This window comes from Mesorhizobium tianshanense (genome assembly GCF_007830515.1).
Classification (GTDB): domain Bacteria; phylum Pseudomonadota; class Alphaproteobacteria; order Rhizobiales; family Rhizobiaceae; genus Mesorhizobium; species Mesorhizobium tianshanense.
This window is the reverse complement of the sequence record NZ_VLKT01000018.1, coordinates 59659-85742: the sequence shown is the minus strand read 5'-3', so window position 1 is coordinate 85742 and position 26084 is coordinate 59659. Positions and strand designations below refer to the sequence as shown.

The 26084-nt window shown below is 63.5% G+C and carries 21 protein-coding genes; 12 read left to right on the top strand and 9 right to left on the bottom strand.

What is annotated here, in order from left to right; translation table 11 throughout:
• Nucleotides 1-8: 8 nt before the first annotated feature.
• The 3 genes from IQ26_RS16020 to IQ26_RS16010 form a co-directional block, all read right to left on the bottom strand.
• A complete protein-coding gene (locus IQ26_RS16020) occupies nt 9-1787 on the bottom strand; it encodes a TRAP transporter large permease (protein WP_208760168.1) in 1779 nt (592 codons plus the stop codon).
• Nucleotides 1784-2368 (bottom strand): TRAP transporter small permease subunit, encoded by a 585-nt coding sequence (locus tag IQ26_RS16015; RefSeq protein WP_145718874.1) that lies wholly within the window; start codon nt 2366-2368, stop codon nt 1784-1786. The genes IQ26_RS16020 and IQ26_RS16015 overlap by 4 nt, the downstream gene beginning before the upstream one ends.
• A 198-nt stretch (nt 2369-2566) precedes the next feature.
• Nucleotides 2567-3472 carry a branched-chain amino acid ABC transporter permease gene (locus IQ26_RS16010; RefSeq protein WP_145718872.1) on the bottom strand — a complete coding sequence of 302 codons (906 nt, stop codon included), beginning with the start codon at nt 3470-3472 and terminating at the stop codon, nt 2567-2569.
• A gap of 101 nt (nt 3473-3573) precedes the next feature.
• Here IQ26_RS16010 and IQ26_RS16005 point away from each other — a divergent pair, with 101 nt between their 5' ends.
• The 11 genes from IQ26_RS16005 (at nt 3574) to IQ26_RS15955 (ending at nt 17341) form a co-directional block, all read left to right on the top strand.
• Entirely contained in the window at nt 3574-4185 is a 612-nt protein-coding gene (locus tag IQ26_RS16005; RefSeq protein ID WP_145718870.1) for a CGNR zinc finger domain-containing protein, read from the top strand.
• Nucleotides 4178-4741, top strand: a complete 564-nt coding sequence (locus tag IQ26_RS16000) for a hypothetical protein (RefSeq protein WP_145718868.1) — start codon at nt 4178-4180, stop codon at nt 4739-4741. The genes IQ26_RS16005 and IQ26_RS16000 overlap by 8 nt, the downstream gene beginning before the upstream one ends.
• A 190-nt stretch (nt 4742-4931) precedes the next feature.
• Entirely contained in the window at nt 4932-8411 is a 3480-nt protein-coding gene (locus tag IQ26_RS15995; protein ID WP_145718866.1) for an indolepyruvate ferredoxin oxidoreductase family protein, read from the top strand.
• Nucleotides 8412-8545: 134 nt separating this feature from the next.
• A complete protein-coding gene (locus tag IQ26_RS15990) occupies nt 8546-10858 on the top strand; it encodes a putative bifunctional diguanylate cyclase/phosphodiesterase (RefSeq protein ID WP_145718864.1) in 2313 nt (770 codons plus the stop codon).
• A gap of 149 nt (nt 10859-11007) precedes the next feature.
• Nucleotides 11008-11787 carry an N-acyl amino acid synthase FeeM domain-containing protein gene (locus IQ26_RS15985; RefSeq protein ID WP_145718862.1) on the top strand — a complete coding sequence of 260 codons (780 nt, stop codon included), beginning with the start codon at nt 11008-11010 and terminating at the stop codon, nt 11785-11787.
• A gap of 127 nt (nt 11788-11914) precedes the next feature.
• Nucleotides 11915-12064, top strand: a complete 150-nt coding sequence (locus tag IQ26_RS15980; protein ID WP_065006071.1) for a DUF3096 domain-containing protein — start codon at nt 11915-11917, stop codon at nt 12062-12064.
• A 187-nt stretch (nt 12065-12251) separates the two neighbouring features.
• Nucleotides 12252-12476, top strand: a complete 225-nt coding sequence (locus tag IQ26_RS15975) for an aa3-type cytochrome c oxidase subunit IV (RefSeq protein ID WP_126037163.1) — start codon at nt 12252-12254, stop codon at nt 12474-12476.
• An 85-nt stretch (nt 12477-12561) separates the two neighbouring features.
• Entirely contained in the window at nt 12562-13830 is a 1269-nt protein-coding gene (locus tag IQ26_RS15970) for a Re/Si-specific NAD(P)(+) transhydrogenase subunit alpha (RefSeq protein WP_145718860.1), read from the top strand.
• Nucleotides 13830-14255 carry an NAD(P) transhydrogenase subunit alpha part 2 gene (locus IQ26_RS15965; protein ID WP_145718858.1) on the top strand — a complete coding sequence of 142 codons (426 nt, stop codon included), beginning with the start codon at nt 13830-13832 and terminating at the stop codon, nt 14253-14255. The genes IQ26_RS15970 and IQ26_RS15965 overlap by 1 nt, the downstream gene beginning before the upstream one ends.
• A gap of 6 nt (nt 14256-14261) precedes the next feature.
• Nucleotides 14262-15659 (top strand): NAD(P)(+) transhydrogenase (Re/Si-specific) subunit beta, encoded by a 1398-nt coding sequence (locus tag IQ26_RS15960; RefSeq protein ID WP_145718856.1) that lies wholly within the window; start codon nt 14262-14264, stop codon nt 15657-15659.
• A gap of 176 nt (nt 15660-15835) precedes the next feature.
• Nucleotides 15836-17341: a hypothetical protein gene (locus IQ26_RS15955; protein WP_145718854.1), complete on the top strand. Its 1506-nt coding sequence runs from the start codon at nt 15836-15838 to the stop codon at nt 17339-17341.
• Nucleotides 17342-17374: 33 nt separating this feature from the next.
• On the opposite strand, the gene gyrB is transcribed toward IQ26_RS15955, so the two are convergent.
• A complete protein-coding gene (gene gyrB, locus IQ26_RS15950) occupies nt 17375-19846 on the bottom strand; it encodes a DNA topoisomerase (ATP-hydrolyzing) subunit B (RefSeq protein WP_145718852.1) in 2472 nt (823 codons plus the stop codon).
• A 320-nt stretch (nt 19847-20166) separates the two neighbouring features.
• Here gyrB and IQ26_RS15945 point away from each other — a divergent pair, with 320 nt between their 5' ends.
• The gene (locus tag IQ26_RS15945; protein WP_145718850.1) at nt 20167-21537 is read left to right on the top strand and encodes a cytochrome P450; all 1371 of its coding nucleotides are present in this window, start codon (nt 20167-20169) and stop codon (nt 21535-21537) included.
• Nucleotides 21538-21559: 22 nt separating this feature from the next.
• Here the strand turns inward: IQ26_RS15945 and IQ26_RS15940 are convergent, their stop codons facing one another.
• From IQ26_RS15940 to IQ26_RS15920, 5 genes are all read right to left on the bottom strand, one after another.
• Complete coding sequence (locus tag IQ26_RS15940; protein WP_145718847.1) at nt 21560-22534, bottom strand: complex I NDUFA9 subunit family protein; 975 nt, start codon at nt 22532-22534, stop codon at nt 21560-21562.
• A gap of 119 nt (nt 22535-22653) precedes the next feature.
• Complete coding sequence (locus IQ26_RS15935) at nt 22654-23106, bottom strand: DoxX family protein (protein WP_145718845.1); 453 nt, start codon at nt 23104-23106, stop codon at nt 22654-22656.
• 385 nt (nt 23107-23491) lie between these two features.
• The gene (locus IQ26_RS15930; RefSeq protein ID WP_145718843.1) at nt 23492-24493 is read right to left on the bottom strand and encodes an Ldh family oxidoreductase; all 1002 of its coding nucleotides are present in this window, start codon (nt 24491-24493) and stop codon (nt 23492-23494) included.
• Between the two features lie 35 nt (nt 24494-24528).
• On the bottom strand, nt 24529-25341 hold the full coding sequence (locus IQ26_RS15925) for an ABC transporter permease (RefSeq protein WP_145718841.1): 813 nt from the start codon (nt 25339-25341) through the stop codon (nt 24529-24531).
• On the bottom strand, nt 25341-26006 hold the full coding sequence (locus IQ26_RS15920; RefSeq protein WP_208760171.1) for an ABC transporter permease: 666 nt from the start codon (nt 26004-26006) through the stop codon (nt 25341-25343). Before IQ26_RS15920 ends, IQ26_RS15925 begins: the two co-directional genes overlap by 1 nt.
• Nucleotides 26007-26084: the final 78 nt, after the last annotated feature.

Below are 26084 nucleotides of genomic sequence, written 5' to 3'. Positions count from 1 at the left end.
CTCCAACGTCAATCGAAACTCGGTGGTTGGGACAGATCGGGTGCTGGCGCTGCTGGCTCGGCAGGCGGCGTTTCGCCGAAATTCGGCGGCTGCGACAGGTCCTGGTTGCCTGGAGCCGCAGGTGCCGTGCCATCTCCCGGCGGTGTCGCGAGGGGCGACAGGCCAAGGCCCTGCGTTTCCGGCACCTTGTAGTCGATCGTGCCCGGGTCGACCGCCGTGCCCTTGTAGTGCGTCACCATCTGCGGGAAGGCGATGGTCAGGCCGATCATGATGACCTGGATACAGACGAACGGCACTGCGCCCCAATAGATCTGCCCCGTGGTTACCGGCGCGATCTGCTTGCCGGTGAGGCGGTCGAGATAGGGCACGCGGGCGGCGACCGAGCGCAGGTAGAACAACGCGAAGCCGAAGGGCGGATGCATGAAGCTGGTCTGCATGTTGACGCCGAGCAGCACGCCGAACCAGATCAGGTCGATGCCGAGCTTGTCGGCGGCCGGCGCCAGCAGCGGCACGATGATGAAGGCGAGCTCGAAGAAATCGAGGAAGAAGGCCAGGAAGAACACCAGGATGTTTACGCCGATCAGGAAGCCTACTTCGCCGCCCGGCAGCGAAGTCAGGAGGTGCTCGACCCAGACCTGTCCATTGACACCGTAGAACGTCAGCGAGAAGACGCGCGCGCCGATCAGGATGAACAGCACGAAGGACGACAGCCGCGTCGTCGAGGCCAGTGCCTGCTTGACCACGTCGAGCGACAGTCGCCCTTTCACGGCCGCCATGATCAGCGCGCCGACCGCGCCCATGGCGCCGCCTTCGGTCGGGGTGGCGATGCCGAGGAAGATGGTGCCCAGCACCAGGAAGATCAGCGCCAGCGGCGGGATCAGCACGATGACCACCTGCTGTGCCAGTCGCGACATCATGTTGATGTTCAGGCGCTGGTCGGCGATCGCCACGACATAGATGAAGATCACGCCGATGGTGGCGCCAAGGATATCGGCATTCCCGCCATGCGATGGCGCGAGATAGCGATACGCCGCGTAGGAGGCCACAACTGCCGCCAGCACCGCCGCCAGCAGCGACAGCACGCCGTGGCCGAGCGTGCGGGCCTCCAGCGGAAGGGCTGGCATCGACTTCGGCCGGACGATCGACATGATCACGATGTACATTGTGTAAAGAGTGGTCAGAACCAGGCCGGGGATCAGCGCACCCGCATACATGTCGCCGACGGAGCGGCCGAGCTGGTCGGCGAGAATGATCAGCACCAGCGATGGTGGAATGATCTGGGCGAGCGTGCCAGATGCCGCGATAACACCGGATGCCATGCGCCGGTCATAGCCGTAGCGCAGCATGATCGGCAGCGAGATCAGCCCCATGGCGATAACGGAAGCCGCCACGACGCCGGTGGTTGCGGCAAGCAGCGCGCCGACGAAGATCACGGCATAGGCGAGGCCGCCGCGGATCGGCCCGAACAGCTGGCCGATCGTGTCGAGCAGGTCTTCGGCCATGCCCGACCGTTCCAGCACGATGCCCATGAAGGTGAAGAACGGGATTGCCAGCAGCGTGTCGTTCGACATCACCCTGCTTCCGTAGAAATTTTCCGGAAGCGCATAGAGAAGTGGCCAGGCGAGATTGATCGATCCGCCCGAATAGGGTGACAGCACGACGCCGATGAAGAAGAACACCAGGCCGTTGGCGGCGAGCGAGAAGGCGACCGGGTAGCCGATCAGCAGGAAGATGACCAGCGAAGCGAACATGATCGGCGCCATGTTCTGGGCGATGAACTCGATCACGAGCGCACCTCGTCGGCGAGCGCCTTCGCTTCGAGCTCGGCCTGCTCATGAACCGATATGAACGGAGTGGGATCGTCCATGTCGCCGCGCATGATGGCGATCTTCTTGATGATCTCCGAGATGCCCTGGAGCGCCAGCAGGAAAAAGCCGGTCAGCAGGATCGCCTTTGCTGGCCAGATGATCAGCCCGCCGGAATTGTTCGACATTTCGCCGATGCGAAACGACAGCGACACGTAGGGGACGAAATAGATCACCATCAGCGTCACGAACGGCATCAGGAAGAAGACATGGCCGAAAAGGTCGATCCAGTGCTGCACGCGGCGCGAGAACATCCCGTAGACGATGTCGATGCGGATATGGTCGTTCTGCTTCAGCGTGTACGCAGCGGCCAGCATGAAGGCGGCGCCGAACAAATACCACTGCAGTTCCAGCCAGGCGTTCGACGACATGTCGAACGTCTTGCGGATGACCGCATTGGCGGCGCTGACCAAGACTGCCAGCAGGATCAGCCACGACACCCATTTGCCGATGAATTCGTTCATGCGGTCAATGGTTCTGGATAGAGCGAGAAGCCCTGCCATGCATTCCTCCCTTACGTCAGAGGCGCGCCGATTCCCGCTTGTTCTCCGTCGCCTCGCTGTGGCCCAACCGTATGCCGTGCGTGGCCCGGCGGGTCAACACGCGAGAGAGCCGTCAACGTCGTTGTGAGGTGAGGAAGAGACGAAAACGGCGGTTGACCCCACGTCATGCAACCAAAGTCTATCCAGGTCTGGTGCGGCTCAGGCAATCTTGCCCTGGTCGCGGCCGGCGCCGACCAGCACCAGCATGGCGACGAGGAACAGGTACATCCAGGCGTCGCGCCACTCGACCGGGAAATAGCCGGCCCACAGCGATTCGGCCATGCCGAAGGCTGCGGCACCAAGCGCCGCCCGCAACGGCGAGAGATAGCCGCCCACCGCTGTCACGAACAGGATTTTCAATCCGTAGACCAGGCCGGAGCCGAAGCTGATGTTGCCATAGTAAAGGCCGGCAAGCACACCGGCCAGCGCTGCGCAAAGGCCGCCGGCGAGCACTGCGTGCCGAAACACAGCGCGCACGTCGACGCCGCACACGGCCGCGGCTTTGGGGTCGTCAGACACGGCGCGCCAGCGCCGGCCGAAGCTCGAGCGGGCGAGTGCCCAGGCGGCGAGCGCGATGGTTGCCGCGACGACCGCGCAGTCGAGCAACTGGATGAGCGTCAGCGTCACCTTGAAACGGGCGTCCTGCGCGAAGACGACGGGCTCGGCCAGCATCGGCGGCAGCCACAGGTCGTGGGTGTCGGCGGCGATTCGGCTTGCCTCCGACAGGAGCAGCAATATGCCCAGCGTCGTCACCACGATGGCGTTGGGCGTGCGATCGGCCAGCGGCTCGAAAATGCTGCGCGACAGGACATGGCTGATCAGCGCCGCATACACGAACGCCGCGACGATGCCGAGCGCGACGGCCGCGAACAGGGTCAGCCACAGGGCCTGATAGCCGAAAGCTGCGGTGAGGATCATCGTCTGTCCGCAAAAGGCGAACAGCGCGCCATAGGCGAGGTTCGTCCGGTGCAGAATGCCGTTGGTCAGCACATACCCGAAGGCGAGCAGCGCATAGAGCGCGCCGGAATGCAGCCCGTTCAGGACCTGCTGGAAGAAATAGAGCATGCGAATTTCCTTGGATCGCGGAAAACCGCGTCCATGCGCAGCAGATTTGCATCGAGCAATCTAACTTGTCAAATACCAGTTATCGGTTAGAAATAGCGCTCATGACGGTTTCCTGGACCCCGCACCGTTTCACCGGCGGCCTTCTTGCGCTCGACACGGCGAACACCGTCGTGCTGCGTGGCGATCCCCAAAAAACCTTCGACCGTTTCGACAGCCCGGCGGAGATTGCCCGTTTCGCCGATGCGGCAAGCGACTTTCGCGCCGCCGAGCTTGGCGGCAGGCGGCTCGAAGCGCCGTTGCCGGATAAAATCGCGCCGGTCGTGCTGGCGATCCGTGAGGCGACCGACCGGCTGTTTCGCGGCGCGGTGGCGAAAGGCGCGGTCGCCACAGGCGATCTGCCCCCGTTTCTGAAGGCCTGTGCCGAGGGTCTCGCGCACAGCCACACCGAGATCGGTGCGTCGGGACGGCCGTTCGGCGATCCGGCGACGCCCATCGCCTTCGAGGCGGCACTGGCGGTTTCCGCACTGTCTCTGCTGCAGGGCGACGCGTTCGCAAGGCTGAGGATCTGCCCCAATTGCACTTGGCTGTTCCTCGACAGAAGCCGCAATTCCAGCCGCCTTTGGTGCGACATGGCGGTGTGCGGCAACCGCCAGAAGGCAAGCCGCCATTATCGCCGCCGTCGAGCGGCCGCCAGAGGAACCACCAATGTCTAGGAAATCCTTACGCTTGATCGTTGTCGCGCTCGTGGCAGCGGCAACGCTTGGCGCCTGCCGTGATACCGGCACGGACGGCGAAGGCGGATTGTTCGAAATCTCCGGCAAGCTGTTCGTCTTCAACTACCGACTCGCAAGGGCGACCTATGTCGTCACGCTGAGACCCTTGCGGCCGATGCAGGAAGGACAGGTCGCGGTCGCCAGCTTCCAGGATCCGGCCGGCGGCGAGCCGCTGGTCGTTGAACAGAAAATTTGGCCGAAGCTCGGCAAGGTGTCGCTGGAGAGCCCGGCGCTTTTCTGCATCGTCAAGGACAAGCCCTATGCGATTGCGATCAGCATCAAGGATGCCGAGGGTGCGGTTCTCCAGACGATCGACACCACGCTGATGTCGACGCAGGACCAATCGGTCCTGCCCGATCGGCCGCTGGTCATCGATCAGCTTTATACACCCAATCCCGACCTTGTCGGTCATCCGGACGGCAAATTGCCGGGCGCGCACAAGCCCGACTGTTCGAATGCTACTGACGCACTAGCGCCAGTATCGGCTGCGGACTGAATTTTCATGCGCTGACGGAGCAGCCCATGTGCGGTTTCTTACGCCATCGGACGCGGGGCGGATCGTTTGTTGCGCTTCGCCTGGAGCCTTCGATTTTGTTTGACCTGCCCGGCAAGGGGAGAAACACTGCAGCATCCGACTCCGACGTTGGCTGCGCGTGAAGTTGCGGCCTCCGCAGAGGAAATGCCTGATGACGCTGCATGATGTCGCGCTCGACGACAAGTTCGACTTGGGAAAGGAGCGCATTTTCCTTTCCGGCGCGCAGGCGATCATCCGCATGCTTTTGATGCAGCGCGAGCGCGACCGCCGGGCTGGCCTGAACACCGCCGGCTTCGTCTCCGGCTATCGCGGCTCGCCGCTCGGCGGCCTCGACATGCAGCTTTGGAAGGCCAGGAAGCAACTCGCCCAGTCGGACATCGTCTTCCAGCCCGGCCTCAACGAGGAACTCGCGGCCACCGCCTGCTGGGGGTCGCAGCAGGCCGAATTGCTGGGTGAAGGCACGCATGACGGCGTCTTTTCGGTCTGGTACGGCAAGGGGCCGGGCGTCGATCGCTCCGGCGACGTGTTTCGCCATGCCAATCTCGCCGGCTCGTCCAGACATGGCGGCGTGCTCGCCCTGATGGGCGACGACCACATGGCCGAATCCTCGACCAACGCGCACGCCACCGAATTCCTGTTCGTCGACACCATGATCCCGATCCTCAATCCGGCCGGTGTCCAGGAGATCATCGACTACGGGCTCTACGGCTTTGCCATGTCGCGTTTCGCCGGCACCTGGGCGGCGATCAAATGCGTCAAGGACAACATCGAATCGACGGCTTCGGTCGATGCCGCGCTCGAACGGCTTGATATCGTCGTCCCGGACTTCGACATGCCGCCCGGCGGCCTCAACATCCGCAACGAGATCGACATGCTCGGTCAGGAGGAGCGGCTGCATGAATACAAGCGCGCCGCCGCTTCGGCCTTTATCCATGCCAACGGGCTGAACCGGATCGTCTATTCCGGTGGCAGCAGCCCGAAGCTTGGCATCGTCACCATCGGCAAGAGCTATCTCGATGTTCGCCAGGCACTGGAAGACATCGGCGTCGACGAGGCCGCCGCCAACCGCATCGGCATCAGGCTGTTCAAGGTCGGCTGCCCGTGGCCGCTCGACCTGCAGCACATCGCCGACTTCGCGCGCGGCCTCGACACCATCGTCGTCGTCGAGGAGAAACGCTCGCTGATCGAGGTGCAGCTGCGCGAGAACCTTTACGGCACCGCCACGCAGCCGGTCATCGTCGGCAAGAAGGACGAGCGCGGCGACGGGCTGTTCCTGGCCAAGGGCGCGCTCGATCCCAACGACATTGCCGTCGCGCTCGGCGAGAGGATCTTGCGAACGATCGGTCCGTCGGACGAGATTGCCGCGCGGGTGGCGAAACTGCGCCAGTTCCAGGCGATGCTCGCCGACACGTCGGACATCGCCTCGCGCACGCCCTTCTTCTGCTCCGGCTGCCCGCACAATTCCTCGACCAAGGTGCCGGACGGTTCGCTCGCCGCCGCCGGCATCGGCTGCCATTTCATGGCGCTATGGATGGATCGCAACACCGTTGGCTTCACCGCCATGGGCGGTGAGGGTGCGCAATGGGTCGGCCAGGCGCCGTTCTCGAAGCGCGACCACATCTTCCAGAATCTCGGCGACGGCACCTACAACCACTCCGGGGCGCTGGCGATCCGCTTCGCGCTGTCGACCGACGCCAACATCACCTACAAGATACTGTACAACGACGCCGTCGCCATGACCGGCGGCCAGCCGCACGAGGGTGGCCTGACCGTGGACATGATCGCCAGGCAGGTGCGGGCCGAGGGCGTCGAGCGTATAGCCATCGTCACCGACGAACCGCGCAAATATGCCGCCAAGGTCGAATTCCCCGCCGGCGCCACCATTCATCACCGCGACGACCTCGACCTCGTCCAACGCGAATTACGCGCGGTTAAGGGTGTATCCGTGCTGCTTTACGACCAGACCTGCGCCGCCGAAAAGCGTCGCCGCCGCAAGCGCGGCACCTTACCCGATCCCGACAAGCGCGTTTTCATCAACGAACTGGTCTGCGAAGGTTGCGGCGATTGCGGGGTACAGTCCAACTGTGTGTCGATTCAGCCGGTCGAGACCGAATTCGGCCGCAAGCGCAGGATCGACCAGTCGAGCTGCAACAAGGATTTCTCCTGCATCAACGGCTTCTGCCCGTCCTTCGTCACCGTGCATGGCGCCAAGATCAGGAAGGTCGAGGGTATTGCCGGCACGACCGATCCGCTCGACGGCGTGCCCGCGCCCGCCGAATTCCCGCTTGGCGAGCAAGGCTGGGCGGCGATCATCGACGGTGTCGGCGGCACCGGCGTCGTCACCATCGGCGCGGTGCTCGGCATGGCCGCCCACCTCGAAGACAAGGGCTGCGGCATGATCGACATGGCCGGCCTTGCCCAGAAGGGCGGCTCGGTGTTCACCCATGTCCGCATCTCCCGCAGCCCGGACGATATCCATGCCATCCGCGTTTCGGCCGGCAAGGCCGACCTCGTGCTTGGCTGCGACCTCGTCGTTTCTGGCGCCCAAAAGGTGCTTGCCGCGGTGCGCGAAGGCCACACGATCTTCCTCGCCAACACCGCCGAGATCATGCCCGGCGAGTTTACCCGTTCGGCGGACTTCTCGCTGCCTGTCGAGCGGCTGAAAAAGGCGATCCGCACCGCCGCCGGCGACGACAAGGCGCATTTCTTCGACGCCACCCGCACCGCCACCGCGCTGTTTGGCAGTTCGCTCGGCGCCAACATGTTCATGCTCGGCTTCGCCTTCCAGCATGGCGGCTTGCCGCTGTCGGCCGAGGCGGTGGAAAGGGCGATCGAGCTCAACGGCCAGGCCGTGGCAATGAACGTCGCCGCGTTCCGCTGGGGCCGCCGCGCCGCTCACCAGCCGGAGTTCGTGCGCGGCCTCGTCGCCCAGCCGGGCAAGGTTGCACAGACTGCCGCTGTCGCCGAAACGCTGGACGATATCATCGCCCGCCGCGTCGCTTTCCTCACCGCCTATCAGAACGCCGCCTATGGCAAGCGCTATGCCGACAGACTGGCCGCGCTGCGCAAGGCCGAAGCCAGGGCGGTGCCCGGTTCGACTGATGTGACCGAGGTTGCCGCGAGGAACCTCTTCAAGCTGATGGCGATCAAGGACGAATACGAGGTGGCAAGGCTCTACACCGACGGCTCCTTCGCCGCCGAACTGGGGAAGCAGTTTCAGAGCTACGACAAACTCGAATTCCATCTCGCGCCGCCGATCATGGGCAGGCGCGGCAGGGACGGCAAGCCGAGGAAATCGAGCTTCGGTCCTTGGATGATGGAGGGGTTCCGCCTGCTGGCGGCGATGAAGGGCTTGCGCGGGACGGTCTTCGATGTGTTCGGCTACAACGCCGAAAGGCGTATGGAACGGCGGCTTCTTGCGCAGTACGAAGCCGATCTGGAGCTTGTCGCCGGTGCGCTGGCGCCGGGTAGGGTCGAGGCCGCGGCAGCGCTTGCCTCGGTGCCGGCGCTCATTCGCGGCTATGGCCATGTCAGGCAGGCCAGTGCCGAAAAGGCCGACGGCGAACGCCAGAGGCTGCTCGATCGCCTGGCAAAGACGCCGGTGCGGCCGGATCTCCAGGCCGCTGAGTGATCGATATGCCTTGTTTACCTGAAGAAGAGTTCCCTTGCGTCAACCGGCTTGACGGTGAGGCCCGAAACGGCCTCTCTAAACCTTTCTTAAGGCGAATGTGACACAGCTTGGCTCCCCAGGGTTGGGATTCAGGCGTGAGTCTAAAAAGAAAAAACGAGATTCCGGTCGACGTCTATATCCCGTTCGTGGAAACGTTGTTTCGCGACGGCCTGACGCTTTCGATTGGATTCTTTGCCCAAACCCTGCTGGTCATGCTGGTCTACTGGAAGACCAGGGATCCGACCTACATTGCGGTGGCCGTCGGACTGCTGACCGTCGCCTTCCTTCGCCTGCGCAACATCAGGAAATATCGCAACGCCCCATCACCCAGAAATTGGGCGGAGGCCCGCCGCCGCGAAAATGATTATATTCTCTACGGCTCCATGCATGGTTTCATGCTGGGCGCCTTCTGTTTCGCCGGCATCTATCTGGCGCATGACAACTATGCCGAAATAGCCGCTGTCTGCGTTACGCTGGCGTCCGCCACTTCGATCGCCGGTCGCAATTACGGCTCCCCGAGGATGGTCGTGATCTTCATCATGACGATGACGTGGCCGATCTCGCTGGGCTTCATCCTGCGTGGTGATGTCTACCATGTGATACTCGGCCTGATGTCGGCTCCCTTCCTGTTCGCGATCAAACGCTTCGCCGATCTGGTCAGGGAGGTGCTCTTCACCGCATTGTCCGAGGAAAAGAAGGCGAACCGCATCGCCCAGCGCTTCAACCGGGCGCTGAACACCATGTCGCATGGCCTCGTCATGCTCGGCCCCGACGGCCGGGTAGCGGTGGCCAATGCCGAAGCCGCGCATTTGATGTCGCTCAAGTCGGCCGACGCGCTGCTCGGGCGGTCGATCCACGGTCTGCTGATGCGTGGCGTTGCCGGCGGCATGCTGGCGCCGAAGGACTGCCGCTATATCGAAGCCCAGCTTACGCGTGCTTTGCGCGAGGGCCGCGACCGCAAGGTCCTCGTCTCGCTCGCCAATGGCCAGCACTATGAGTTTTCGGCGCGTGAAGGCAGCCAGGAACTGGGCGTCGTTACGTTCGAGGATGTGACGGCCCGCGTCGAGGCGGAAGACAAGATCCGCTTCATGGCGCGTTACGACAGCCTCACCGGCCTGCCCAATCGGGCCTATTTCCACGAGCTGATCGGAGAGGCCATGGCCTCTGGCGATCTCGAGCGTCTTTGCGGGCTCGCCGTGCTCGACCTCGATGATTTCAAGAGCGTCAACGACACGCTTGGCCATCCGGTTGGCGACGGGTTGATCTACGCCGTCGCGGAGCGGCTGGCGGCGGTCGCTGGCCCAGGCATCACCGTCAGCCGTTTCGGCGGCGACGAGTTCATGATCTTCTTCGACCGCGTCGAGGACGAAAGCCATCTGATGGGCCAGCTCGACGAGATTTTCGTCGATCTGCAGGGCGAGGTCGACGTCGCCGGCCACGGATTGCGCATCCAGGCCAGCGGTGGCGCCGTGCTGTCGCGGGTCAAGGATACCGATGTCGATGCCATGATCGTCAAGGCGGATCTCGCGCTCTATAAGGCCAAGGAACTCGGCAAGAACACGTGGCGGCTGTTCGAGGCATCGATGGACGCCGCTTTCCGCAACCGCCAGCTGATGAAGGCGGATCTGCGCACCGCTGTGGAAAGCAAGGGGTTGCGGGTGGTCTACCAGCCGATCGTGTCGATGAGCACGATGCGCATCGCTAGTTGCGAGGCGCTTTGCCGGTGGGATCACCCCGATCTCGGGCCGATTTCGCCCGGCATCTTCATTCCGCTGGCTGAAGAAATGGGTATCATTTCCGAGATCAGCACCTTTGTCCTGCATGCGGCGTGCACTGAATGCGCCAAATGGCCCGTACAGACCAGTGTCTCGGTCAATCTCTCGGCCAAGGACTTCCGCAATCGCGACGTCGTCCAAAAGGTTAGCGATGCTCTCGCCAGTTCCGGTCTCGCCGCCGGCCGCCTGGAGATCGAGGTCACCGAGACGGCGCTGCTCGACGACAAGTCGCTGACGCGTCAGTATATCGAGGAATTGAAGCGGCTTGGCGTGCGCATCGCGCTCGACGATTTCGGCACCGGCTATTCGAGCTTGAGCTATCTTCACAAACTGCCGCTCGACAAGATCAAGATCGATCGTTCGTTCCTGATGGACGTCACCCAAAGCAGCCGCTCGCTCGAGCTGCTCAAGGGCATCGTCAATCTGTCTCGGCCGCTGGGGCTCTCGGTGACCGTCGAGGGCGTCGAGACCTTCGAACAACTCAAGATCCTGGCCTTGCAGGTCAAGCCGGACCTGGTTCAGGGGTTTCTGTTCGGCTCAGCGCTCAGCGCGTCCGGCATCGAGACCATGTCGAGCACAGTTTGGCCTTTCGCCAAGGACATCAAGACGGTCGGGAAGGCGGGGCGTCGCTGATTTCCGCGAAAATGTCTCGCATTTTAGTATAAGTTTACCGATTATTAACCTTAACACCTGGTAAATAACCTCTATCTTATTTTCATCTTTACATCTCACGACCCTGCCGTAGTGTCGATCGCGGCGGCAGTTTACGGGGATTGAGTTTCATGGGTGTTGAGTTGACTTCGCCTCGCCAGGCGGCGAGCGCGGGCGGGATTGACGCGTCCGATACCATGTCCAGCTTTGCCAGGAATGTCTCGGCAATGCTCGAACGGACGGAATATCGTCGCTGCGACAAGGGCGAAGACCTCGAAGACATTTACAGGTTGCGCTACAAATCTTATCGCTTGAGCGATATGGTCTCGGAGAATCCCGACCATAGTGTGCATGACGAGCTCGACGAAGCGGCCAATTGCTCCAAGTTCGGAATTTATATCGACGGCGTTCTGGTCAGCACGCTGCGCATTCACCATGCCTGCAGCGCTACGCCGCAGTCGCCTTCCACGACAGTCTATGGCGACATATTGCGCCCCATGCTGGCATCTGGTGCGCATTTTGCCGACCCCAGCCGCTTCGCCGCCGATCCGGACTGGTCGCGGGTCTATCCGCAGATTCCTTATCTGACGCTGCGCCTCGCTGGCATGGCATGCTTCTACTTCGACGCGCCCTACTGCCTCTCCACCATCCGCCCGGAACATGCAGGCTTCTACCGTCGCATTTACTGTTCCGAGCAGATTGGCGAGTTGCGCGATTATCCGGGCCTTAATTACAAGGTCGTGCTCTATCGCGCCAACGTCAGCGCCATCCGCGAACGGTCTTTCTCCCGTTTTCCGTTCTTCCGGTCGACGCCGATGGAGCAGCGCATGCTGTTCGAGGTGCCCAGTGCCGGTGAACTCGCGCCGCTGACCATCCTGCCCACCGCCAAATACTACCGCGAAGCCGCTTGACGGATCGCGATTTTAAAGCGCGGCCGGAGCTTTCTGGTCGCTTCGGCGTTTTGGCAAGGGCGCCGGTAGCGCTTGAACGACGTCGACCTGCATTGCGTTGACGGCAATCCCATCGAAAGGAACCGACATGACAATTTCCACGCTCGCGCTCACGCCGCTGATCTCGCTGATTGCCGGCGTGCTGATCCTGGTGATGCCGCGACTCCTGAACTATATCGTCGCGCTCTATCTGATCGTCGTCGGTCTGCTTGGGCTGTTTCCGCAGCTCGCCGGCTGATGTGCCAAGCCTCAGCCGGCGAGGAAGCGCAGGCGACAGCCACGATCGCCTTCGCAACATCCTCCTGCATCCGGCAGCTTCAACTTTCCCCTGAGGCTGTTGTCGGCAGCGATGCGGCAATAGCGCCATTGCCCTCGGCCCGGCTTTTCGCTATGTGCCTGAAAGATGTCTTCGAAGGGGTATTCCTATGGCTGATCACACGCCGACCGGTCCTGTCGAGCTGGGCGCGAAGATGGACTATGCCGAGCATGATCGAACCTATGCAGGCTTCCTCAGGCTCGCGAAATACGGATCGCTCTTCTGCCTCGCCGTGCTTCTGGCAATGGCTTTCGGCTTCTTCGCGGGCGGCTTCTTCTCGGCGTTCATCCTGTTCGTTCTGATCCTCGCCGTCGGCGCCTTCATTCTCCGGTAGATTGTTCAAAAACCCTTGCCCGTGACGTCGCCGGAAATCCGGCCGGCGTCTTGCGCAGACAGGTTCCAGCCGAAAGGATCATGCGGTGGGACAGACGGTTTTCATCCCTCGTGAGCTCGATGCGAACGAGCCGCGCGTTGCTGCCTCGCCCGATACGGTGAAGCGGCTGGCGGGGCTGGGGTTCGATGTGATCGTCGAAAGCGGCGCCGGCACCGCATCGCGCATTCCCGACGAGGAGTTCGCCAAGGCGGGTGCCGCGATCGGCAAGGTCGGCGATGTCGCCAAGGCCGATGTGGTGCTGAAGGTGCGCCGGCCTGATGAAGTGGAGCTGAAGGCCTACCGCCCGGGCACTGCCGTCATCGCCATCATGGATCCCTACGGCAACGATGCCGGCGTCGATGCTCTCGCCAGGGCAGGCGTCACCGCCTTCTCGATGGAATTCATGCCGCGCATCACCCGCGCGCAATCGATGGACGTGCTGTCCTCGCAGGCGAACCTCTCCGGCTACCAGGCGGTGATAGACGGCGCCGCGGAATATGACCGGGCACTGCCGATGATGATGACGGCGGCCGGCACCGTGCCGGCGGCGAAAGTCTTCGTCATGGGCGTCGGCGTCGCTGGTCTCCAGGCCATTGCAACGGCAAGGCGGCTCGGCGCTGTGGTCACCGCCACCGACGTGCGCCCCGCCGCCAAGGAACAGGTTGCTTCGCTGGGAGCAAAATTCCTGGCGGTCGAGGACGAGGAGTTCAAGGCGGCCGAGACGGCGGGCGGTTACGCTAAGGAAATGTCCAGGGAATACCAGGCCAAGCAGGCGGCGCTGACCGCCGAGCACATCGCCAGGCAGGACATCGTCATCACCACGGCGCTGATCCCCGGCCGTCCGGCGCCGAAACTGGTTTCGGCCGCGATGGTCGCGTCGATGAAGCCGGGCTCGGTGCTGGTCGACCTCGCGGTCGAGCGCGGCGGCAATGTCGAGGGCGCTGTGTTGGGCCAAGTGGTGACCACGGCCAATGGGGTAAAAATCGTCGGCCATCTCAACGTGCCGGGCCGCGTCGCGGCATCGGCCTCGCTGCTCTATGCCAGGAACCTGTTCGCGTTCCTCGAGACGCTGGTCGACAAGACCACCAAGACGCTTGCCATCAACCGCGACGACGATCTGGTCAAGGCGACCATGCTGACCGATGGCGGCCTGGTCGTGCATCCGGCCTTCGCCGGCAAGCCGGCGGTGATGATCGCCTCGGCTGAGCCTGCGAAGAAGCCGGCCGCTGCCAAGAAAGCTGCCGCACCCAAGCCGCCCTCGTCCAAGCCGCCCTCGTCCAAGTCGCCCTCGTCCAAGTCGAAAGGGATCGCGTGATGGACCAGACCTTGCAGAAAGCCCTCGACCAGCTCGACCAGGCGAGCGCCGCCGTCCGGCTCGCGGTGCAGGATCTGGCCACCGCTCCCGGCGGCACTGAGGCGGCCGGCGACGCCGCGCACGCGCTGTCGGGCGGGGCGATCGATCCCTTCGTCTTCCGCTTCGCCATTTTCGTCCTGGCGATCTTCGTCGGCTATTACGTCGTCTGGTCCGTCACGCCGGCGCTGCATACGCCGCTGATGGCCGTCACCAACGCGATTTCCTCGGTCATCGTCGCCGGCGCGCTGCTTGCAGTCGGCATCTCGGCGTCCGGCATCGCCACCGGCTTCGGCTTCGTCGCGCTGATGCTGGTCTCGGTCAACATCTTCGGCGGCTTCCTCGTCACCCAGCGCATGCTGGCCATGTACAAGAAGAAGGACAAGTAGAGCGACATGAACGCCAACTTCGCCTCCTTCCTCTATCTGGTCTCCGGCATCCTGTTCATCCTGGCATTGCGAGGCCTGTCGCACCCGACCACCAGCCGCCAGGGCAATATGTACGGCATGATCGGCATGGCCATCGCCATTGCCACCACGCTGGCGCTGGCGACCCCTTCGGCGGGAGGCTTCGGCCTCATCGTGCTCGGCCTTCTGATCGGCGGCTCCGTCGGTGCGGTCACCGCACGGCGCATCGCCATGACCTCGATGCCGCAGCTGGTCGCCGCCTTCCACTCGCTGGTCGGTCTTGCCGCCGTCATGGTGGCGGCTGCCGCCATCTATGCGCCGGAAAGCTTCGGCATCGGCACGGTCGCCGACATCCACGCCCAGGCGCTGGTCGAGATGAGCCTCGGCGTCGCCATCGGCGCCATCACCTTCACCGGGTCGGTCATCGCCTTCCTCAAGCTTGACGGCCGCATGTCGGGCAAGCCGATCATGATCGGTGGCCGCCATTTCATCAACGCGGCCCTCGGCATCGCCCTGATCGTGCTGATCGTGCTTCTGGTCACCAGCGAGTCCAAGCTGGTGTTCTGGCTGATCGTGGCGGCATCGCTTGTTCTTGGCGTCCTTCTCATCATCCCCATCGGCGGCGCCGACATGCCGGTGGTCGTTTCGATGCTGAATTCCTATTCGGGCTGGGCGGCTGCGGCACTTGGCTTCACGCTCGGCAATCTGGCGCTGATCATCACCGGCGCGCTGGTCGGTTCGTCCGGCGCGATCCTGTCCTACATCATGTGCAAGGGCATGAACCGGTCGTTCATCTCGGTCATCCTCGGCGGCTTCGGCGGCGAGACGTCCGCCGCTGCCGACGACGGCATCGAGCGCACGGTCAAGCAGGGCTCGGCCGACGATGCCGCCTACCTGATGATGAACGCGCAGAAGGTCATCATCGTGCCCGGCTACGGCATGGCGGTCGCCCAGGCGCAGCATGCGCTGCGCGAGATGGCCGACAAGCTCAAGGCCAATGGCGTCGACGTCAAATATGCCATCCACCCGGTCGCCGGCCGCATGCCCGGCCACATGAACGTGCTCTTGGCTGAAGCCAATGTGCCTTACGACGAAGTGTTCGAGCTGGAGGACATCAACTCCGAGTTCGCGCAGGCCGACGTCGCCTACGTCATCGGCGCCAACGACGTCACCAACCCGTCCGCGCGGGACGACAAGAGCTCCCCTATATTCGGCATGCCGATCCTCGATGTCGACAAGGCGCGCACCTGCCTGTTCGTCAAGCGCTCGCTCGGCTCCGGCTATGCCGGCATCGACAATACGCTGTTCTACAAGGACGGCACCATGATGCTGCTCGGCGACGCCAAGAAGATGACCGAGGAGATCGTCAAGGCCATGGATCACTGATCAGGGTCCGCGGCCCCAATACACCGCTAGTTGCTCGAAAAAGCCCGGCTCCGCGCCGGGTTTTTTCTTGGCGCTGAGCGTCCGGCCTTGAGCATCTTTGCCCTTATGCAGGTTTCAGAGCTACGATGGTCGAATTCTGTTCCGATGGACGGGATTTATCACCAACGGAGGCACTGGTGTCAGACCCTGTTGCGTCGCCGGCCAAGACAACTTCGCCAGGTTCCGGGAAGGCGCCACGCAAGCCAAGCCAGGCGGTGGTGATCGTGCACGGCATGGGTGAACAGCGGCCCATGGACACGCTGAGGGGATTTGTTCACGCTGTTTGGAGCCATGACCCCGCCCGCGCGCCGTTTTATGCCCATGTGGCCGATCCGGCCGACCCTGCCGGCGAGGAGATCAACCAGAGCTGGATCACGCCCGACAGCCGGACGAATTCGCACGAGCTTCGCCGGATCACCACCCCTTACGATGTCGATGGCCGCCGCACCGATTTCTACGAGCTTTACTGGGCCGACATCACGCAAGGCACGACGCGGGGCCGGCTTGCGGCCTGGGTGACAAATCTGCTCTGGCGCAGGCCTGCCGATATTCCGCGCGATGCCCGTGGGCTCTATGTCGTCACGCTTCTGGCCGTCATAGCAGTCCTGTGCGCGGCGCTCGTGCTCGCGACATCGGCCTCGCAAGGGTATATTTCCTGGACTACGGGCATGCTCGTCACGATCCTGGCTTCGTTCGTCATCTGGTTGGTGGACCGGTTTGGCCTTCCTTATTTCGGCGATGTGGCTGCCTATGTGCGTGCCGAAGCGGCAACGGTCGAGAAGCGCGCCCTTGTCCGTGACCGTGGCCTGACGCTGCTGAAGCGTCTTATGATGGACGATGCCTACGACCGCATCGTGCTGGTCTCGCACAGCCTAGGATCGATCATCGCCTATGATCTGCTGCAGATATTGTGGGCCGACTTCCGGCCTCGAAAGCTGGAAGCCGCGCGCGACAAGTCGCGGCTGAAAGCGATCCGCGCCGTCGACAAGGCTTCGCTCGGTTCCGATGGGTCTGCGTGGCCCGACAGGCTGGATGATTTTTCCGGATTCCGGCGCGCCCAATGGGAGCTCTATCGGCAGCTTCGCGTCAGGGACGCCGATCATCCATTACCGTGGAAGATCAGCGATTTCGTCACGCTTGGCAGCCCGCTGACCCACAGCGAGTTTCTGGTGACCTACAATCTCGCCGAATTCAGGCGCGGCATCGCTGAGCGGCTGTTCTCGGCATGTCCGCCGATCGCCGAGACGGCGGCCGGTGGAACCGTCCTCTATCAGGAAGGGCGCAGCCGTTCGGGCAAGCCGCAGCGGGCGGTGCATCATGGCGCGGTGTTTGCCGCTACGCGTTGGACCAACATCTTCGACAGGGGCAATGGCTGGCTGACGGGCGACCCGATCTCCGGGCCGATGGCGGAAAATTTCGGCCCCGGCGTCGAGAACATCCAGGTCGAACTGCGCGGTTCGCTCGGCCGCATCTTCACGCACACGCTCTACTGGTCGCTGAAGGCGGCCGGCGTCGAGGTCGCCGCGGCCGCCGGCACGCCGCCGCGCTCGCGCTCGCATCTTGCCGTGTTGCGCGACGCAGTCGATCTCGGCCGCAAACTGGAGCCAAGCCAGGCGATGCCGACGATAGGTCCGAAAGCTTAGAAACGAGTTGGCGCACCGGAGCACGCCAACACCTCAGATATCCAGATTGGCCACAGACAGCGCGTTCTCCTGGATGAATTCGCGCCTGGGCTCAACCTCGTCGCCCATCAGCCGCGAGAACAGCGAGTCGGCGTCCGTCGCGTCATTGACCTTGACCTGCAGGAGCGAGCGCACATTCGGGTCGAGCGTGGTCTCCCAGAGCTGCTCGGCGTTCATCTCGCCAAGGCCCTTGTAGCGCTGCATGGTCAGGCCCTTGCGGCCGGTGGCAAACACCGCGTTGAGCAGCGCCAGCGGTCCCGAGATCGTTTCGGACACATCCTTGCGGCGCAGCACCGGCGGCTCGCCATAGACTTCCGCGAGGCGCGGCCCATAGCGGTCGAGCTGGCGGGCGTCGGCCGAATTGATCAGCGCGAGATCGAGATGCGCGAATTCCTTAACGCTGCGCACCGTACGCTCGAACACATAGCCGCCGATACCTTCGTTCGAGGTCGACATGCGGCCGGTCCAGCCGCGTTCGGTGTCCTCGGCGATGATGTCGAGGCGCCCGGCGACACGCTCAGCCATGGCGTTGGCGCGGCCGAGGTCGGTGAAAACCTCCGGGTTGAGTGCGCCGGCGATCGCCGCCTGCTCGACCACGCCTCTGTTGTAGCGCGTATGCAGCCCGTTGATGAGCTGGCGCACCGCCAGCGCATCGTCAATGGCGCTGCGCAGGTCCTGTCCGGCCCGCACCTCGCCGGTGCTGAGCGCAAGCGACGCCTCCTCCAGCCCCGAGCCGATCAGGAATTCCTCGAAGGCACTTTCATCCTTGAGGTATTGCGAGCTCTTGCCGCGCGTCACCTTGTAGAGCGGCGGCTGGGCGATATAGAGATGGCCGCGCTCGATCAGTTCCGGCATCTGCCGGAAGAAGAAGGTGAGCAGCAAGGTGCGGATATGGGCACCGTCGACGTCGGCGTCGGTCATCAGGATGATCTTGTGGTAGCGCAGCTTGTCGGCGTTGAACTCGTCCTTGCCAATCGAGGTGCCGAGCGCCGTGATCAGCGTGCCGATCATGTCGGAACCGAGCATGCGGTCAAAACGCGCCCGCTCGACATTGAGGATCTTGCCGCGCAGGGGAAGGATGGCCTGGTTCTGACGTGAACGGCCGCCCTTGGCCGAGCCGCCGGCGCTGTCGCCCTCGACGATGAAGATCTCGGACTTGGCCGGGTCGCGTTCCTGGCAGTCTGCCAGCTTGCCGGGCAGCGAGGTGACGCCGAGCGAGCTCTTGCGTGTGATGTCGCGCGCCTTGCGCGCGGCTTCGCGCGCTGCTGCCGCCTGGATGACCTTGTCGATGACCACCTTGCCCTCGGCAGGATGCTCTTCGAGCCAGGTGCCGAGCGCCTCGTTGACGAGCCCTTCCACCACCGGACGAACTTCGGACGAGACCAGCTTGTCCTTGGTCTGCGAGGAGAATTTCGGGTCGGGAACCTTGACCGACAGCACCGCCGTCAGCCCCTCGCGGCAATCGTCGCCGATCAGCGCCACCTTCTCCTTCTTGGTGAGGCCCGAGGAGTCGCCATAGCCAGTTATCTGGCGCGTCAGCGCGCCGCGGAAACCGGCAAGATGCGTGCCGCCGTCGCGCTGCGGAATGTTGTTGGTGAAGGCCAGCACGTTCTCGTGGTAGCTGTCGTTCCACCACATGGCGACTTCGACGGTGATGCCGTCGCGCTCGGCCTTGATGGCAATCGGCTTGTCGATCAGCGGTTTCTTGACGCGGTCGAGATATTTGACGAATTCCTCGAGCCCGCCATCATAGTGCAGCTCATGGCGCACGACGTCGGCATGGCGGGCATCGGTCAAAAGAATGCGCACGCCGGAATTCAGGAAGGCAAGTTCGCGCAGCCGGTGCTCCAGCGTGCCGAAGTCGAACTCGACCATGGTGAACGTCTCGGTCGACGGGAAAAACGTGATCTCGCTGCCGCTGCGCCCCTCATAGGTGCCGGCAACCTTGTGCTGTTCATAACTGCCGGTGACTTTCAGCGGCGCGTCGGCGTTGCCATGCGTGAAGCTCATCTCGAAGATCTGGCCGTTGCGGCGGATTTTCAGCTTCAGCCAGGCCGACAGCGCGTTGACCACCGAGACGCCGACGCCGTGCAGGCCGCCGGACACCTTGTAGGAGTTCTGGTCGAACTTGCCGCCGGCATGCAGCTGCGTCATGATCACTTCGGCCGCCGAAATGCCTTCGCCGGTGTGGATATCGGTCGGAATGCCGCGGCCATTGTCGATGACCGTCACCGAACCGTCGGGGTTGAGGGTCACCGTGACGAGGTCGGCATGGCCAGCCAGCGCCTCGTCGATAGCGTTGTCGACCACCTCGTAGACCATGTGATGCAGGCCCGAACCGTCGTCGGTATCGCCGATATACATGCCCGGCCGCTTGCGGACGGCGTCCAACCCCTTCAAAACCTTGATGGAATCGGCGCCGTATTCGGCCTCAGCGCCGTTGGCGTTGTCGATCTGATCGCTCATGAAAACCTGTCTGATTGATGCCGCACATCCAGCGCGAAAAATCGGCTCCGAATCGCGCGTCCTTGATGTCCTAGATATAGGCGCAAAAGGCGGTTTTTCCAAGGTTTGCAAGCATTTCCGCATGGAAGAGGAACACGGCTGGCCGGCCAGCCCATCGGGCCCAAAAAATGGAACCGGTTTGGCAACATCCGATGCTCAAACAAAAGCCGAAGCGGCGGCAACAAGGGCAGGCCGGGAGGGTGCTTCGCCTTCGCCGTTCGGTTCCCACATGGACGCCCGCCTTGCCAGTCACTACATTGAGGTCGTTAGCGGAGCACGCCATGGACAGTCAGCCCGCCCCCTTCGTCCCGCCGGCGCCGAAGCCGCGTACGTCGCCGCCTTCGGCGCTGGAGATGATCCGCATCGTCTATCGCAACCCGCTCGAACTGTGGGGCGAGCCGACCTACAACGAACCCTGGATATCGGTGAACGGCATCGGCGGGCCGCTGGTCGTCGCCAATGATCCCGGCCTCATCCGCCACGTGCTGGTCGACAACGCCAAAAACTACAAGATGGCGACTGTGCGCCAGAAGATCCTGCGCCCGATCCTGCGTGACGGCCTGCTGACCGCCGAGGGCGAGGTGTGGAGGCGCTCGCGCAAGGCGATGGCGCCGGTGTTCACGCCGCGCCACATCTTCGGCTTCGCCGAGCCGATGCTGAGGCGCACGCAAGAGTTCGTCACGCGCTACGAAGAGGGCGGCACGTCGGACATCGCCCACGATATGACGCTGCTCACCTACGATATTCTGGCCGAGACGTTGTTTACCGGCGAGATATCAGGCGAGCCGGGCAGCTTCGCCAAGGAGATCGACCACCTGTTCGAGACCATGGGCCGCGTCGATCCGCTCGACCTGTTGCGGGCGCCCGACTGGCTGCCGCGCCTGACCCGCATCCGCGGCCGCAAGACCATGGCCTATTTCCGCAAGATCGTCACCGACACCGTCAAGATGCGCGAAGAGCGGCTCAAGCGCGATCCCGACAAGGTGCCACAGGATTTTCTCACGCTTTTGCTCAAGGCGGAGGGACCGGACGGGCTGACGCGGGCCGAGGTGGAGGACAACATCATCACCTTCATCGGCGCCGGCCATGAAACCACGGCGCGTGCGCTCGGCTGGACGCTCTATTGCCTGGCTGAAGCGCCTTGGGAGCGCGAAAAGGTTGAGCGCGAGATCGACGCTGTGCTGGCGCGAGAGCCCGATCCGACAAAGTGGCTCGACGCCATGCCGTTCACCCGCGCCGCCTTCGACGAGGGACTCAGGCTCTACCCGCCGGCGCCGTCGATCAACCGCGAGCCGATCGAGCCCGAAACCTGGAACGGCCTCTACATACCGAGGCGCGCCGCGGTGCTGGTCATGCCCTGGGTCGTCCACCGCCACCGCAAGCTGTGGGACAGGCCCGACGCCTTCATGCCGGAACGCTTCCATCCGGGGAATCGCGAAAAGATCGACCGCTTCCAGTATTTGCCGTTCGGCGCCGGTCCTCGTGTCTGCATCGGCGCCAGCTTTGCCATGCAGGAGGCGATCATCGCTTTGGCCATCATGCTGTCGCGCTTCCGCTTCGACACCACCGCCGAGACCAGGCCGTGGCCGGTGCAGAAACTGACGACGCAACCGCAGGGCGGCCTGCCGATGCAGGTCACGCAGCGCCGTTAGCAAGCGCCTGTTTTGGTTGGTGTCAGGCCGCCGTCTTGCGCTGGAACTGGCCCGCGGGGCGGTAGCTCCAGAGATAGCTCGGCAGGATGCTGCCGATCGACTGCGGCTGGATGCCGAGGCCGGCGAGCGTCCTGTTGTCCCTGGTGGCCGCGTCCGACACGATGTTGTGCGCGCGCAACTGCAGGACCTGATCCTTGGTCAGCAACGGATTGGGCAAAAGGCCGAGGATCGATGCCTGCATGTTGGCCAGCCACCACGGAACCGGCACCAAAAGCCGCTTGCGGTTGATGACGGCAAGCATTTTTTCCATGCATTCCTTGAAAGTGAACACCTTCGGCCCGCCGAGCTCGTAGATCTGGCCACCCCCGACCTTGCCCTCGACCGAGCGTGCCACCGCCTCGGCGACATCGCCGATATAGACCGGCTGGAATTTGGTCTGCCCGCCGCCGATCAGCGGCAGCACCGGCGAAAGGCGCGCCATGCCGGCGAAGCGGTTGAAGAAACTGTCCTCCGGTCCGAAAATGATCGATGGCCGGAAGATGACGGCATCCTCGATCGTCTCGAAAACCGCCTTTTCACCGAGCGCCTTGGTGCGCGCGTAGTCCGATTGCGCGTTCAGATCGGCGCCCAGTGCCGAGATATGGGTGAAGCCGGCGCCGACGGCACGCGCCGCTTCGGCGATGGCGCGCGCACCGAACTCATGGAGGGACGTGAATTTCTGGCGGCCGCTCTCATGCAGGATGGCCACCAGGTTGACGACATGGTCGGCACCCTGCACGGCGCGGTCGACCGACCAGCGCACCCGAACGTTGGCCTGCACCGGCTGGATCTGGCCGACATTGCCGAGCGGCTGCAGATGGCCGGCGAGGTCGGGCCGGCGGCAGGCGACCCTGATGCGGTAGCCGCGCCTGGCCAGCGCCCGCACGACGTGGCGGCCGACAAAGCCTGAGCCGCCGAACACGACGACGAGCTTTGGGGTCTGCAGGATTTCGGTCATTGCTGGCTCCGGCGCGCTTTCCAGATTTACTGGGGCTTGGCTGAAGCCGTTTCTTTAATCCGTTTCGCGTCAAAGGCAAAGGGTGACGATACGTCGCCGACTGCCTTATTGCGACCGCGTTAGAACGCTCTGCCGAGGCGCGCGTCGACCGAATGGCGGTTGCCGCCGCGGATGACGAAGAAGAACAGGATCGCCGCCCACAGCAGCGATTTTTCGGCGCCCGAAAAGCCCTGGGCCATGGTGATCCAGTGAAACCAGACCGTGACCAGAAGCACGAACATCCCGGCGAAGGCGGCTGGGCGGGTCAGCAGGCCGATAGCGATGAAAATGCCGCCGAAGAATTCGGTGCAGGCTAGCAGCAGCGACCAAAACGCGCCGGGATAGAAGCCGAGGCCCTCGACCATCTCGGCGGCACCGAAAGGATCGGTGATCTTACCCGAGCCGTGGATGGCGAGAAAGATGCCGGCCACGGCACGCAGGATGGTTTCCGCCGTTGTGTTCAGCGTCGCGTAGAGACCGCCAAGGACTGGGACGAAAAGGCTTCTGCTGGAATTGTCGGTGCTTGCGGACATGGTGGCTCCCCTTTTTGTTGCTCCGCGCAAACGCCTGACCAAGTCGATGAAAGTCAAATGAACAAAAGTTGACTAGAAAAGGCATATTTCTATTCGCTGTCGGCGAGACGCAGAAAACCCCGCCGAAGCGGGGTTTTCCGGGTGACACCCATATCCGGAATCAGGGTCCGACGAGGCGGCCTGACCTGAGACGGTATCAGCACGGCGTCAAACGCCCGCCTCAGCCCCGAGCAGACCGGACGTCACCGGCCGGGCAAACCCCACCCCGGCAGGCATTGGTCGCCGCAACGGGTAAAAAGGTTCAGCGAGCGCCGGAAAAAACGGCCCTTCGCCGCACTTTCGAGCGAGCGGGGATCAGCTGACTGTCTGAAAAGTGTGGATTTCTTCAGGAAGAGTAGCGTGAGGCGAATTCGGAAATGCGCTGCACCACGGCTTTGGGAGCCGTTATGCCCCGTGCTGCCGCCTTCTCCGCTGCTTCGGCTCGGGCGCGGCCGGGCACATGCACGCCGTAGCGCCGGCGCAACCTTTCGAGCTGGTCCTTCATGCGTTTCTCGAAATCCGGATCGAGCAGCTTGGGCTCGACGGCCAGCACGAAGAGGCCGGTTCCGGGACTGTCCGGCCCGCCGGTGAACCATGGTGCATCAAGCGACCAGTTGGCGCCCGACAGGCCCGCCGCCAGCACTTCGACCATCAGCGCAATGTTGGCGCCGCGCTGGCCGCCGAAGGCAAGCATCGCGCCTTTCATGGCGGCCGCGGGATCGGTGGTCGGGTTGCCGCTGGCGTCCAGCGCCCAGCCTTCTGGAATTTTCTTGCCGTCCTCGGCCGCCTTGCGGATGTTGACGAAGGCAGTGGCGCTCGACGACTGGTCGATCACCAGCGGCGCTCCGTCGGCGGCGGGCGCGGCAAAGGACATCGGGTTGGTGCAGTAGACCGGCTTGACCGAGCCCGAGCCGGCAAGCACGGCCGGCCCGTTGGTCGCGGCGAAGGACACCAGCCCTTGCGCGGCCAGCCGCCCGGTAAAATAGCCGAGCGCGCCGCATGTATAGGCGTTCTTCTGCGAAAAGATGGCGACGCCGAACAGGCGCGCCGCCTTGGCGAGATCGTCGATCGTGCGGTCGAAGCCGGTATGCGCCAGTCCGCCGCGCGCGTCGGAGAGATAGACCGCCAAGGCCGGCCTGGTGATGACCGGCTCGGCCTTGCCGTCGATTCGGCCGGCCTCCAGCGCTTCGAGATAGTCGATGAAATGCGATAGCCCGACCGTGGACAGTCCTTCCGCCTCGGCCGCGACGATGGAGGCTGCGAGCGACTGCGCCGCTTCTTCATTGGCGCCGGCGCCGAGCGCCGCCATCCGGCACAGCCCTGTCGCCTGGTCGAGACTGAGTTGCATTTCGTAAGTCCTGACTTCGTGAAACTGTCCCGGTATCAGCCGAGCCGGTTCGGAATCCGCGCCTCGAGCCGGCGGAAGCCGAAGACCAGGATACCGGTGATGGCCATATAGACCAACGCCAGAAGCAGCAAGGGTTCGTAGGTGACGAAGAGGTCCTGGCGCACCCGCGAGGCTACGGCATAGATGTCGACCATGGTTATGGTCGCCACCAGCGGTGTTGCCTTCAGCTGGAGAACGGTTTCGCCGGCCAGCGTCGGCAGCGCCCGTTGGATCGCCTGCGGCAGCCATATTCGCCTGAACATTTTCCAACGGCTCATGCCGAACGCGCGGGCCGCCTCGAGTTGACCACGCGGTACGCCGGCGAAGGCGCCACGCATGACTTCGCCTTCGTAGCCGGCATAGGAAATCGTCAGCGAAAGAACGGCGTAGGGCCATGCCTGCCTGAGAATGGGCCAGAGGAACGACTCGCGGATCCACGGAAATTGCGGAAACAGCGAGCCGAGTCCGAAGTAGAGTAGCCAGAGCTGGAGCAGCAGCGGCGTGCCGCGAATAACCGTGCAGAACGCCTTGGCTGGAACGCTCAAAATCGGCGGGCCGATCACCTGCGCGAGGCCGAGGGGGATCGCGAGCGCGATGCCCAGAGCCGACGTTACCGCCAGCAGCCATATGGTCCGCCATATGCCTTGCAAAGCCAGCGGCAGATAGGTGGGCAGCCAATCCCAGCGCATCAGGAAAATCGACGCCACGACGATAGCCAGCGCGATCAGGATCAGCGCTATCCGATGTGGCCGCATCCAGAGCGAGGCCCGGGCGGCGGCGTGAATGACAGGGGTTTCGGCAGCCGCCATCAGTGCGCCCCCGCGATCGAAGGCATGCCGCGCCGCGCCCAGCGCTCAATGCGCCCGATGACGACGTTGGAGACGAGGGTCAGGACAAGATAGAGCGCGCCCGCCGCCATGAAGAAGGTGAAATAGGCCTTCGTGGCGCCGGCTGCCGTCCGTGTGGTTTGCGTCAGCTCATTGACGCCGACGATTGCGAGAAGTGCGGTGTCCTTGGTGGCGATCAGCCACAGGTTCGCCAGCCCCGGGATGGCGAAGGGCAGCATCGCTGGTAGCGTGATACGCCTGAGCAGCAGGCCGGGGGGCATTCCATACGCCCGCGCGGCTTCGATCTGGCCCTGCGGAATGCCGAGAATCGCGCCGCGCAAGACTTCGGTGGAGTAGGCGCCCTGCACGACGCCGAGCACGCCTATGCCAGCGACAACTCCGTTGATATCGATTGCGGCATGGCCGAGCGCGGTGAGCAACTGGTTGATAAGGTCGGTACCAGCGAAATAAAGCAGCAGGATCAGCACCAGTTCGGGCACGGCGCGGACCACGGTGGTATAGACTTCCAGCAGGTCACGGACCACTGGCCCGCCATAGAGCTTGCCATAAGCGCCGCCGACGCCGATCACAAGACCGACTCCAAATGAACCGAAAGCAATTCCGACGGAGTTTGCCAGCCCATGCAGAAGGCTGAGACCCCTGCCGTTCGGCGGTTCGAAGGACAGCAATTCCAGCGAACTGGCTCCGAAGACCGTGACGAGAAT